10 protein-coding genes are annotated in these 12,799 nt (G+C 62.4%); 4 read left to right on the top strand and 6 right to left on the bottom strand.

Annotated elements, in window-relative coordinates:
* Positions 1 to 197 precede the first annotated feature (197 nt).
* From KL771_RS04850 to KL771_RS04835, 4 genes are all read left to right on the top strand, one after another.
* Entirely contained in the window at positions 198 to 1,940 is a 1,743-nt protein-coding gene (locus tag KL771_RS04850) for a type I restriction-modification system subunit M (protein WP_261967417.1), read from the top strand.
* Positions 1,937 to 3,295, top strand: coding sequence for a restriction endonuclease subunit S (locus KL771_RS04845; protein WP_261967416.1), 1,359 nt, complete (start codon positions 1,937 to 1,939; stop codon positions 3,293 to 3,295). The genes KL771_RS04850 and KL771_RS04845 overlap by 4 nt, the downstream gene beginning before the upstream one ends.
* 16 nt (positions 3,296 to 3,311) lie before the next feature.
* Entirely contained in the window at positions 3,312 to 6,440 is a 3,129-nt protein-coding gene (locus tag KL771_RS04840) for a type I restriction endonuclease subunit R (RefSeq protein ID WP_261967415.1), read from the top strand.
* Positions 6,441 to 6,546: 106 nt separating this feature from the next.
* Positions 6,547 to 6,999, top strand: a complete 453-nt coding sequence (locus KL771_RS04835; RefSeq protein WP_261967414.1) for a hypothetical protein — start codon at positions 6,547 to 6,549, stop codon at positions 6,997 to 6,999.
* A 491-nt stretch (positions 7,000 to 7,490) separates the two neighbouring features.
* On the opposite strand, the gene KL771_RS04830 is transcribed toward KL771_RS04835, so the two are convergent.
* From KL771_RS04830 to KL771_RS04805, 6 genes are all read right to left on the bottom strand, one after another.
* Positions 7,491 to 8,819 carry a hypothetical protein gene (locus KL771_RS04830; RefSeq protein WP_261967413.1) on the bottom strand — a complete coding sequence of 443 codons (1,329 nt, stop codon included), beginning with the start codon at positions 8,817 to 8,819 and terminating at the stop codon, positions 7,491 to 7,493.
* Between the two features lie 116 nt (positions 8,820 to 8,935).
* Positions 8,936 to 9,442, bottom strand: a complete 507-nt coding sequence (locus tag KL771_RS04825; RefSeq protein WP_261967412.1) for a uracil-DNA glycosylase — start codon at positions 9,440 to 9,442, stop codon at positions 8,936 to 8,938.
* A gap of 136 nt (positions 9,443 to 9,578) precedes the next feature.
* Positions 9,579 to 10,322: a hypothetical protein gene (locus KL771_RS04820; RefSeq protein WP_261967411.1), complete on the bottom strand. Its 744-nt coding sequence runs from the start codon at positions 10,320 to 10,322 to the stop codon at positions 9,579 to 9,581.
* 4 nt (positions 10,323 to 10,326) lie between these two features.
* Positions 10,327 to 10,821, bottom strand: a complete 495-nt coding sequence (locus KL771_RS04815; RefSeq protein ID WP_261967410.1) for a hypothetical protein — start codon at positions 10,819 to 10,821, stop codon at positions 10,327 to 10,329.
* Between the two features lie 268 nt (positions 10,822 to 11,089).
* Positions 11,090 to 11,686: a recombinase family protein gene (locus KL771_RS04810; protein WP_261967409.1), complete on the bottom strand. Its 597-nt coding sequence runs from the start codon at positions 11,684 to 11,686 to the stop codon at positions 11,090 to 11,092.
* A gap of 640 nt (positions 11,687 to 12,326) precedes the next feature.
* Entirely contained in the window at positions 12,327 to 12,638 is a 312-nt protein-coding gene (locus KL771_RS04805; protein ID WP_261967408.1) for a (2Fe-2S)-binding protein, read from the bottom strand.
* Between the last annotated feature and the right edge of the window lie 161 nt (positions 12,639 to 12,799).

Here is a 12,799-nt window from a genome sequence, read left to right as displayed (position 1 = left end):
GTCCGACAGGACAGGCGATATCAGCGCATCGCTGCCGGCGCCGAATGATCTGAAGGCCGGCCTGCAACCATGGCTCCAGGGTCCGGGTCGACTCGCGCTTGCCGCTTTCGTGTAGGGAACATAGTGTCATCCCGACCTGTTCGAGACCGCTTCAAATTGCCATTGGTCCGAACGCCGGCTTGGGATTTTTCTCCTTCATGAACCAGCAAGCATTGTCCGCCTTCATCTGGTCGGTCGCCGATCTCCTGCGCGGGGACTATAAGCAATCGGAATACGGCAAGGTGATCCTGCCCTTCACGGTGCTGCGGCGGCTCGATTGCGTGTTGGAGCCGACCAAGGCGGCGGTGCTGGCCGAGTACGAGGCGCGGCAGGCGGCGGGTATCAACCCGGAGCCCTTCCTCCGGCGCAAGGCGGGACAGAGCTTCTTCAACGTCTCGCCACTGGACCTGAAGCGGCTCTCCGGCGACCCGGACCATATCCGCGAAAACCTCTACGCCTATCTCGCCGCCTTCTCGCCGGCTGTGAAGGACATCTTCGAGCGCTTCGAGTTCGCCACGCAGGTCGAGCGGCTGGCCAAGGCCGGACTGCTCTATCAGGTCACCGAGAAGTTCGCCGGCATCGACCTGCACCCCTCCCGGGTCGACAACCACCAGATGGGCCTGGTCTTCGAGGAACTGATCCGGCGCTTCGCGGAACTGTCCAACGAGACGGCGGGCGAGCACTTCACGCCGCGCGAAGTCATCCGCCTCATGGTGAACCTGATCTTCGTCGAGGATGACGAGGTGCTGTCCATGCCGGGCGTGGTGCGGACGCTCTACGACCCGACGGCCGGGACCGGCGGCATGCTGTCGATCGCGGGCGAGTATCTGGCCGAGCACAATCCGCGCGCCCGGCTGTCCGTTTTCGGTCAGGAGTTGAACCCGGAATCCTATGCGATCTGCAAGGCCGACATGCTCATCAAGGGCCAGGATGTCGGCAACATCGCCTTCGGCAACACGCTCTCCGACGACGGGCATCGGTCGACCCGGTTCGACTACATGCTCTCCAACCCACCGTTCGGGGTCGAGTGGAAGAAGGTCGAGAAGGAGGTTCGCCGGGAGCACGAGCGCGAGGGCTACAACGGCCGCTTCGGTCCAGGCCTGCCGCGCGTGTCCGATGGCTCCATGCTCTTCCTGATGCATCTCATCTCGAAGATGCGCCCCGTGGCGGATGGCGGCAGCCGCTTTGCCATCGTGCTGAACGGGTCGCCGCTCTTCACCGGTGGGGCGGGATCGGGGGAAAGCGAGATCCGGCGCCATGTCATCGAGAATGACCTCCTGGAGGCGATCATCGGGTTGCCGACCGACATGTTCTACAACACCGGCATCGCCACCTATCTGTGGGTGGTGACCAACCGCAAGCCGGCGCACCGCAAGGGCAAGGTGCAACTGATCGATGCTTCAGGCCTCTGGCAGAAGATGCGCAAGAGCCTGGGGTCGAAGCGCAAGGAACTCTCGGCCGCGCATATCGAGGAGATCACCCGGCTGTTCGGCGACTTCCAGGAGGCGGAGCGGGATGGCCGACCGATCTCGCGCATCTTCGACAATGCTGACTTCGGCTACCGCACCATCACCGTCGAGAGGCCCGAGCGCGACGAGCGTGGCCGGGTGGTGTTCGGCCTCAAGGGCAAGCAGAAGGGCAAGCCGCAGGCGGATGCAAAGCTGCGCGACACCGAGAACGTGCCGATGAAGGAGGATGTCGGGGCCTATTTCGCCCGTGAGGTGCTGCCGCATGCCGCAGACGCCTGGATCGACCCCGAGAAGACCAAGGTCGGCTATGAAATCCCGTTCAACCGCCACTTCTACGTCTTCGAGCCGCCGCGGCCCCTGGCGGTGATCGATGCCGAATTGAGGACCGTGACGGACCGTATCAAGGCGATGATTGAGGGGTTGGACGGATGAGGCATTATCCACACATCAAAGACAGCGGTATCGAGTGGCTCGGGCACGTGCCGGCGCACTGGGGTGTCCTTTGTTTGAAGCGCTGTGCACAGATATTCGCCAGCAACGTGGACAAGAAATCACATACTGATCAAATAGCTATTTTTCTATGCAACTATGTAGATGTTTATTACAATGATATGATTACAAGAAATCTGGTTTTTATGGAAGCAACAGCTTCTGAGGACCAAATAGATAGATTTAGCCTAAAAGCTGGGGACACCATTATTACTAAGGACTCAGAGTCCCCCGACGACATTGCAATACCCGCATATGTACCAGAGACCTTAGATGGCGTCGTCTGTGGATATCATTTGGCGATTGTACGCCCAGTGGGGGAGGTTGTTGGCCGATTCATAAAGTGGTTGTTTCTTTCAGCTTATTGCAAGGCAACTTTGGGTGTCAGGGCGAACGGTCTAACGCGGTTTGGATTAGGCCAGTATGCACTTGACAACTTTAAGTTTGCAGTCCCGCCCGCCTCTGAACAAATCGCCATCGCCGCCTTCCTCGACCGCGAGACCGCCAAGATCGATGCCCTGGTGGCGGAGCAGGAGAGGCTCATCGCCCTGCTCGCCGAGAAGCGCCGCGCCGTCATCTCTCATGCCGTCACCAAGGGTCTCGACCCGAACGCACCGATGAAGGACAGCGGCATCCCCTGGCTCGGCGAGGTGCCGGCGCATTGGGAGGTGGCGGCGGTCGGCTATCGGTACGAAGTCCAGTTGGGCAAGATGCTCGACACAGCTCGCCAGACCCATGAACATCTTCGCCCCTATTTGCGGGTGCAAGACGTACAGTGGGGTTCCATCAATATCGAAGATCTGCCGAGTATGGACTTCGATGAAGACGCACGTAAGCGCTATTGCCTTCTTCAAGGCGACCTTCTGGTCAATGAAGGCGGTTCATATGTTGGCCGTTCGGCTGTATGGCGCGGCGAGCTTGCAGAGTGCTATTATCAAAAAGCACTGCATCGGCTCCGTCCCATATCCCAATTGTCGGATGATCCGTGGTTTATGTTTTATGTCATGATATTTGCTACAGAAATTGGGGTTTTTATTGCAGGTGGCAATCAAACAACCATAGACCACCTTACGGCAGAGAGCTTAAGAGCGTATCGATTTCCGTTTCCGGGGTTAGCCGAGCAAAGGTTAATCGTGACCTGGCTTGACCGCGAGACTGCCAAACTCGACGAACTGACCGCCGAAGCCGAACGCGGCATCGCGCTCCTGAAGGAACGTCGGGCCGCCCTGATCTCCGCCGCCGTCACCGGCAAAATCGACGTGCGCGAGGCTGTCTCGGGTGAGGAGATCGCGGCGTGATCCGGGAGCCCGGCCGATGAGTCTGCACAAGGAGGTCGCCTTCGAGGTCGGCATCTGCACCGCGCTGGCGCGCCGGGGCTGGCTTTACGTGGAAGGCGATGCGGGGGGATACGACCGAGCGCGGGCGCTCTTTCCGGCCGACGTGGTGGCGTGGGTGCAGGCGACCCAGCCGAAGACCTGGGAGGCGCTGGCGCGGAGCCATGGCGGGGCAGTGGAGACCGTCTTGCTCGACCGGCTCCGGCACCAGCTCGACCAGCGCGGCACGCTCGACGTGCTCCGCCACGGCATCGAGGTGGTCGGCCTCAGGCAACCCGTGAGCTTCGCCCAGTTCCGGCCGGCCCTCGCTATGAACCCGGAGCTTCAGGCCCGCCATGCCGCCAATCGGCTTCGGGTCGTGCGCCAGGTGCGCTATTCGCTCGCCAACGAGAATGCTCTCGACCTCGTCCTGTTCCTGAACGGCCTGCCGGTCGCCACGGCAGAACTGAAGAGCGACTACACGCAGGGTGTCCAGGATGCCGTCGACCAGTACCGGTTCGACCGGGACCCGCGGCCGAAGGGACAGGCAGGCACGGAGCCCCTGCTCGATTTCCCGCGGGGTGCCCTGGTACACTTTGCCGTCAGCAACACGCTGGTGCGCATGACCACCCGGCTCGAAGGCGCGGCCACCCGCTTCCTGCCCTTCGACAGGGGCCACCATGGTGCTGCCGGCAATCCGCCGAACCCGGACGGGGCGCCGACGGCCTATCTCTGGGAAGAGGTTTGGGAGCGGGAGAGCTGGCTCGAAATCCTCGGCCGCTACGTCGTCGCCAAGCGGGATGCCAAGAAGCAGGTTCGCTCGATCATCTTCCCCCGCTATCACCAACTCGACGCTACCCGCCGTCTCGTCGCCGCGGTCATCGCCGAAGGGCCGGGCAGCCGCTACCTGATCCAGCATTCGGCCGGCTCGGGTAAGACCAATTCCATCGCCTGGACTGCGCATTTCCTCGCCGATCTCCACGACGCCGCGCATGCCAAGGTGTTCGATACGGTGCTGGTGGTCAGCGACCGGACCGTCCTCGATACCCAGCTTCAGGAAGCCATCTTCGACTTCGAGCGCACCACGGGCGTCGTCGCCACCATAAAGGGCGAGAGCCAGAGCAAGAGCGGCGAGCTGGCGCAGGCGCTGTCGGGCGCCAAGAAGATCGTGGTCTGCACCATCCAGACCTTCCCGTTCGCCCTCAAGGCCGTGCAGGACCTCGCGGCGACACAGGGCAAGCGTTTCGCGGTGATTGCCGACGAGGCGCATTCCTCGCAGACCGGCGAGGCCGCCTCCAAGCTCAAGCAGGTGCTGTCGGCGGAGGAACTGCTGGAGATCGCGGACGGCGGCGAGTTGGGGACGGAAGACATCCTCGCCGCCCAGATGGCGGCCCGGGCGAGCGAGAGCGGCATCACCTATGTCGCCTTCACGGCAACCCCGAAGGCCAAGACGCTCGAACTGTTCGGCCGTCGCCCCGACCCTTCGAGGCCCGCTGCCGACGACAACCGCCCCGTGCCCTTCCACGTCTATTCGATGCGCCAGGCGATCGAGGAAGGCTTCATCCTCGACGTTCTGCGCAACTATACGCCCTACAAGCTCGCTTTCCGGCTGGTCGGCGGCGGCGAGGAAATCACGGAGCTTGAGGTCGAGCGCGGCACCGCGGTCAAGGGCATCATGCAGTGGGTGCGGCTCCACCCCTACAATATCGCGCAGAAGGTTCAGGTTGTCGTCGAGCACTACCGGGCCAATGTCGCGCCGCTGCTGGACGGGCACGGCAAGGCCATGGTGGTGGTCGGCAGCCGCAAGGAGGCGGTGCGCTGGCAACTCGCCATCGACCGGTACATCAAGCGCAACGGCTACCGCATCGGCACCCTGGTCGCCTTCTCGGGTGAGGTGATCGATCCAGAGAGCGGCGAAGACCCCTTCACCGAGGTCAGCCGCACGCTCAATCCGGGGCTCAAGGGTCGGGACATTCGGGAAGCCTTCGCCACCGACGACTATCAAATCCTGCTTGTCGCCAACAAGTTCCAGACCGGGTTCGACCAACCGCTCCTTTGCGGCATGTATGTCGACAAGCGCCTCGCCGGCATCCAGGCGGTGCAGACCCTGTCGCGGTTGAACCGAGCGCATCCGGGCAAGGACACGACCTATATCCTCGACTTCGTCAACGACCCCGAAGAGGTCCTGAAAGCGTTCAAGACCTACTACGACACCGCCGCCCTGGCAGGCGTCACCGATCCGCATCTCGTCCTCAACCTGAAGGCCAAGCTCGACGCCTCCGGGCACTATGACGACAACGAGGTGGAGCGGGTGGTGGTGGTCGAACTCGACCCGCGAGCGACGCAAGGCCAACTCGACGCTGCCCTGACCCCCGTCGCCGACCGCCTGCTGAGGCGCTTCAAGCAGGTGCGGGCGGACCGGGAAGCGGCCATCGAACGTGACGACGAGCGGGCGCTGAAGGCGGCGAAGGACGAGATGGAAGCCCTGATCCTGTTCAAGGCCGACATGGCGACCTACCTGCGGGTCTATGCCTTCCTGTCGCAGATGTTCGACTACGGTTCGACGGCGGTCGAGAAGCGGGCCATCTTCTTCAAGCGCCTGCTGCCGCTGCTCGAATACGGGCGGGAGCGGGAGGGCGTCGACCTCAGCCAGGTGAAGCTCACCCACCATCGCCTGCGCGATCAGGGCTCTCGGTCTCTGCCGCTCGGCCAAGGCCAGGCGGAGCCCTTGGTCCCCCTTACGGAGACCGGCGGCGGTGCCGTGCAGGAGAAGCAACGCGCATTGCTGCGGGAGATCATCGAACGGGTCAACGACCTCTTCATCGGGGAACTGTCCGAAGACGACAAGCTGATCTACGTCAACAACGTCCTGAAGGGAAAGCTCCTCGCCTCGGACCTTCTCGTCGAGCAGGCGAGCAACAACACCAAGGAGCAGTTCGCCAACTCGCCGGACCTCGATGCCGAGTTCGTCAATGCGATCATGGACGCCTTGGTTGCCCACACGTCGATGAGCAAGCAGGCCCTCGACTCGGCGAAGGTGCGAGACGGCTTGAAGGATACGCTGCTCGGCCCGGGGCAGCTTTGGGAAGCCCTGAGAGCCCGAGGCGCGGGGGCAACGGCGGAGGTGTAGCGGTCGGGGGACGATGACTCACGAGGAGATTTCGACTAGATTGACAGGGCTCAAGCATTAATTTCTCGTTCGACAAGAATTGGATTGCGGGATGATCGGAAACCGAATGGATAGGTACTTCATAAAGTTCGCCGCAATCGCTCCGATTCTGGCTTTGACGACTTGCAGCACGACGGTCGATATGTATCCGGTATCCGGTCCTTACTCCCAAGTTACCCCCTTGCCAGTTATCAAGGCCACAGCAAACGGAATCGACGGCAATAGTGGGACACTCACGCTCCAGCTTCCAGACGCGCAAACGTGTACGGGAAGGTGGTCCTCATTGGCTCCGCGGGTGACGGCAGTCAGCAGCGGGAACCTATTGACGCAATATGGAAGCCTAATCTCAGGGTCCTTCGTGACCTCGATGAATGTTCCAGGTGTCAACAAGGGCTATGCGTTTTTGAGTTGCTCGAAGGGAACGAAGATCGAGGCGGAGTTTTACACCGGTAGTGGAACCGCCAACGGCGCAGGGATCGCGAAAGACACCGAAGGTAACGTCTACAAGATGCTCTTCTGAAACCTCAATCGCCAGCCTGCCGTCTGCCTCCGCTCATGCCAGCATGCGGCACAGTCGGGTCCTGAGGCCTGGTGGTGGGCATGGAGCGGGCTTGGCATGGTCGGACCCCTCTCCTCCGCCGGCTTGAAGGGGTACCGCTTGTCTTCCTCAGGAGGCAGGCCAGGAGGATGGCCTTAAGGGCATGCCGGGTGTCGGCTTCGGGAGGCATGAGGAGGCGGCAGTCCATCCAACCCCGGTGCTTGAAGTGATCGCCGAGGGGGCTGAGGAGGAGTGTCCCTCCCACCGCCTCCAACCTTCAGTGCATCCTTCCGGTACCCCCTAGTCGATCACTCGTTGCACCAAGGAGACTGCCATCGGGCCATGGTTCCAAGCTCCTCGCCAAGGTGATGGGGATGGGGGATTGAACCGAACAGGCGCTCAGAGTACCCGCACCGCCGCTCTGTAAGCTCTTAAGGCACACACGGGGCCTATTAGGGAGCGCGATAAGGAATTTACGCTTTGGGCTCCACCGGCAACCTGAAGCCCGTGATCCGCTCGGCCGCATCGCCCATCACCTCGGTCGCGCGATCGGCCTTCGAGGCCGCCACCATGATGCCGTCGTGCATCGGCAGCGCGGTAATGTCTTCGGCGGCCAGGGTGCGGAGAATATCGATGAGGATCGTGCTTTCGGTCTTGCTCAACGCATAGCCCGCGGTGGTATCCAAAACAGGGGCGAGCAGCGGATGCTTTTCGAGGATGGCGTCCATGAGGTCCTTGAATCGAACACCGGGCGGAATGAGGTCCTTCGGGATTTCCTTCGGGATTCTTTGCCTTTTCAATTTCGAGAACATCAGTGCGGATATGAGCTTCTTCACGGCGTCGCGCCGGTGCGGCCCGTCGAGATGCCGGATGCCCGCATAGAGGTCTCCATCGGGCGGCGTGGCGCCGACGCTCAGATAGGCGAGCCGCACGAACATGCTCTTGAAGTCGAGATCGGCGATCGGCTCCCCGTCGATGCGGATATGGCGGCGAAGGTTGCGGGCCAGGTTCTGCCACCAGCCGCCATAAAGCCGACCGCCATGCGAGAAGCAGTCCGGTTCGCCGATGTCGTTGAAGACCCGATGCAGCACGCGTCGGTCCGTCTCCACGGGCTCAGGACCAACATAGGCGAGACTAGCAATCTCCAACGCCGCGTTGATCGCCACCATCTCGGCCCGGTAGCGGTGGTTCTCGGCGGTGTCCTCGTACTCGATACGTTTCGAGGCTTTCCGGCCGTAGCTAGAAGTAGTTGCGCCTCTAGCGCTGCTGCTTTCGGTGAAACCGGATTGGGCACACGTGACGACGATCGTCTCCGCGTCCTGCACTCTGCCGATATCCGCCAGCGTGGCGCCGGCCTCGCGCACCCTCGCGGCGAACATTTCGGTCGGCCGCACCGTGCTGAGCCAACGCCTCTGCCGCGAGGTCTCGAATTCCACGAGGCCGGACGCTTCAAGGTTCTTGAGACGGGCCGGAAGATTGTACATGCCCTTCCGGTCGTAGCGGCCGAGCGAGCCGGTACTGTGAGCCGCCCGAATGGCAAGGGTCGGAGGATCGAACCTCATCACCACCGCGAAGGCCAGGTTGCCGACGATGGTGGCCACGATCGCGTCGTGGACCTGTTGGGCCTGCGGCTTTCGCTTGCGCTGTCGTGGCCCGTTGCATGTGTCCAGTGCCGCCCCGACTTCCGCACACAGCGGCGCCAGGCGTGCACCCTTCGCCACCCGCCACATGTCGAAGAAATTGCCCCTCGTGCCTAATCCGTCGAAGTCCTGCTCGTCGAATTCGAGGTCCGCATCCTGCATGCTTCAGGTCTCCGGCCGGACGGGCGGCGGTGCGGGAGGAGCGGTGCGGCTCGATCGTCGGGGGAGCCCGGGCAAGGGGCTCAACATGTGCGGCCCGTTCAGGTGCGTTCGACCTCTCATCGGAACGCCTCCTCGCGGGTCAAATGCGGGTGCACCTGCGCCCACTGCTCGGGGATGCGCTCCCAGACCGCGGGACGGCTGGCGCGGACCAATGGCGAGGGATGGGCGGAGACGAAGACCGGCAGTCCACTCGCATCGAGGCTCGGCCTCACCGCCTCTGCCCTCCGACCAACCAACACGATCGCTTTGAGCCTGGGCAAAAAGCCGATCAGCGAGAAGGTTTCCCGGATGCCGGCTTGAAGCTCCTCCCGCACGATCTTTCTGGTCCCGTTCCACCACGGGATGGTATTCCAGATCAGGGTTCGACGCCTCGGAATGCCGGCCTGCACCATGAAGCGGAAGATGGCTTCCGCCGTCGGGTCGTCATTGTCGCGACTGATGAAGCCCGACCCGACACGGTTGCCCCGCCCCTCCGCCGCCGTCATCGGCCCCGGCTTCTCGAATAGGAAAAGGGCTTCGGCCTGGGTGCCGCCGTCGAGGGGATCGAACTCGGGCACCTCCACCGAGCCACGCTCGCGGAGACGGGCCGCATAGTGGGCCAGAGGGGCGACATGGGCGAGCGAGAGGCGGACCCGCCGCGCCTCCCTCTCCGAGGGGCCCCGCAAGCTCCTGGGCACGTCCGGACCGTCCGGGATCGGGCTACATGTGAGGCATGATGCGTCCATGAGTCTCCACTTTCAGCGCGACGATGGCGGGGAGATGGGCGTCGATCACCGCCGCACTGTCCTTCTCGATGGCTTCCCCGATATGGCGCAGGACCCGACCCGTACTGCGGGGATAGGCATGGATCGTATAGGGCGCGGTGGTCCCATCTCGGAGCGGGAAGTCCCACGTCCGGTGATAGCCTGAAGCCAGGCGATGGACGGCCTTGGCGGTCTGCACGATCCGGAACTCACGGCTACGGTGGCTGCCCGGGTCTTCCTCGATCAAGGCGGCGGTGCCGAGTGCGATTGCTAGGATGCGTTCCGGCTCGATGCCCGCCTCCCGGACCCGCGCCAATGCGATCATGGCCCGGCGCTTCGGCGGCATGCCGCGCAGCCGCGTGGCGATCTCCGAGCGGCCCGCCATCCAGAACGTGAGGCCGATCCCATAGACCGCCGACGCCACGACCGGATCGTTTCGGTTCGCCTTGATCCAAGCGGCGGCGGTCTTCAGGTAGGGCTTGAGGTCGGCGGCGGGATAGGTCGGGTGCCACAGACTGCCGTGCCGGGCCAGATGCTCGACATGGCGCTTGCAATGGAAGACCGCCAAGCCCTTTCCGGCGGCCCGCATGGTCGGATTGCCGCAGCCGGGGATGGTGCACTTTTGTCCGCTGCCGTGCGTGGGAGGAGCCGCTCTCGCGGCTTCCTCTAAGGTGCGCTTGACTTGCGTGTAATCGATCATTCGGTCACTTTTCATTTAGCGCACGTGCCGCAAGCTCCCTAAGCGCTGTAAATCTTGATTTGTGCGGCTCCGTATGTGGGTTTACGAATTGCACGTGAACGGCAAGAGCTTTGTCTCTTTTGCATTCGATGAAGCGAGACCATATTTCTGCTCCTGATACTTTGCGTCCCTTTGAATTGGTAAGAAGAGAATCTATTGATGAGTACTTTACAATATTTCCGATAAGGCCGGTATTGTCTGTGCAGAATCTAATGCTCCCAGAATACGGAAGAATTTCAAGGGCACGGTACGCGGCAGCGGATTGGCCCCGTCTTTCGTCGCTTTTCCCATGACTAACAAAGGCATTCTGATCGAGAACAATACCGCTTTCGTCCAAGACCATCCAAGCCGCGGACGAATGGCCTGTATTACTATCAATTCCAATGATGTAGGCGTCGACCGTTTGATTAGTCTGAATTTGCTTATAGCGGGCCGGGTACCATTTTCCTGAATTTGTCATTTAGATCTCCTGCGAACTGAACTGAGCCACCGTTGGCTGGTCCAGAGATGGAGGGAAGAATCTCCGGTTCAATAGCATTTCGCGATTGTTTTCTGATTTTAACGAATAAAAGTGCTGCGCCGGTGTGCTTACTAGAGCACATGGCCCAGAGAAATACTTAAACTGATGCAAATTGACATCAATAGACAGATTTAAGTGCATATCGAGCACGAGCGAATGCAAGCCATACCCTGCTCTTCCCTCCCTCGGCCCCCTTGAGCACTCTCCATTAGGCACGTGATACAGGACTGCTACCTATTGCCCGGTACACGCTCCCCCTCCCGATCCCCAACGCCTTGGCTATCTCGGTGACCGTCTTGCCCTCCTGGTGCAACCTCACCGCCTCCCCGGCCTTGGCCCGGGCCGTGGGCTTCCTGCCGAGGTACTTCCCCTCCGCCTTGGCCTTGGCGATACCCTCCCGCTGCCGCTCAAGCATCATCTCCCGCTCGAACTGGGCGAACCCCGCGAAGATGGTGAGGATGAGCTTGCCGGTCGCGGACTTGGTGTCGACCACCTCGCCACCCAGTGAGAGAACCCGTAGCCCCACGCCCTTGGCGTCAAGGTCCCTCACGATCTCCCAGAGGTGCACCGTCGAGCGTGCCAGGCGGTCGACCTTGGTGACCACCAATGTGTCGCCCTTGCGAAGGTACTTGAGGGCGGCAGCAAGCTGGTCGCGCTCCCCGACCGAGGAGACCCGCTCCTTGAAGACCTCCGAGCACCCGGCGGCTTCAAGCTCCCGCACCTGGGCTTCTAGACCGGCCTCTTGCTCGGCGGTGGAGGTGCGGGCGTATCCGACCAGAGGGGCGGCAATGGTGGCATTCGGCATGGGGTGACCTCGCTCATATGTCCAGAAGGTCTGGAGGTGTGAGTCGGTCGCGTCCAAAAGTCAAGCTCCAAGTCTATTGGACGCGATGGCGCAGGGAGCGGACACGTCCACATGGGCAGGGGCTATTGGACACCCTGAAGGCGACACGGAAGCGGCCCAAATGCTCGGCGGGTCGACCGGAAGTCGCGATCCTGCCCATTTGGAACCGAAGAGAGGGGGGGGCACGGGGGAAGTCACATACCGCTCCCACGTGGCGGGGCTCTCGCATGAGTGGCCCTTGTTATTCGACCGGGAAATTGGTACTGGAGGAATAGTTGGCGAGCTATTTGATCTAGTGTTTTCAGTGTCTTATGAGATTGAAGGGCTGTTTCCCCTTGGGAGCGCCATTCAAAATCTGCGGCTTAGGCGAAATTCTGCGATCTCGGCTGCCGAAATGGGCGGTTTTCGGGATTATCCGCGCGCGGATTTCGGCGGAGCCGCGGCGGCCGGCGGCGCATCGGACTGTGTCTCACGGGATGAGATTCGAAGGCTGGCGCTCGACAGGCTCGCTTCGGCGCTCGCCGCTCCGTCCCGGCATGGGCTGAACGAGCCGGCAGGTATCGCGGCAGGTTCGCGTTTCTCCGTCGCAGACCCTTCCGTTTCATCCCTGCACGGCCGGAATTGCGAGGGTCACCTCCGTGTCGGCATCCAGGCGGATTTGGCACGAGAGGCGGCTGTTCGGGCGTCTCTCGCCGGCCAGGGCGTCGAGCATTTCGCATTCTGCCGTGCTCGGCTCGCCGCAATCGCCTGTCAGGCGATAGACATGGCAGGTGCCGCAGGCCAGCGATCCGCCGCATTCGGCGTCGATGCCCGGGATGGACCGGGTGACGGCCGCCAGCATGGCGGTCGAGCCGGCTTCGGCCTGAACGGTGACGGCCCTTCCGTCCGCCAGGATGAAAGTCACGTTCGGCATGGCAGCAGGCTCCGAAGGGGCGCGGGCAGCGCCGGCGCGGCCGCGGGCTGCATCAAGAATCTCTGCCGCGGGCGGGGCGGAGTGCGGCCGGCGGCCGGGCTTCGTTGGGGGCGCGCCCGGCCGCCGCCGGCCGGGCGGCGGACTGGGGAGTGGGCCTTGCC

The sequence above is a fragment of the Prosthecodimorpha staleyi genome (genome assembly GCF_018729455.1).
In the GTDB taxonomy this organism is placed as follows: Bacteria; Pseudomonadota; Alphaproteobacteria; order Rhizobiales; family Ancalomicrobiaceae; genus Prosthecodimorpha; species Prosthecodimorpha staleyi.
Note: the sequence above shows the minus strand (reverse complement) of the source record. Positions and strands in the feature narration are given on the sequence as shown.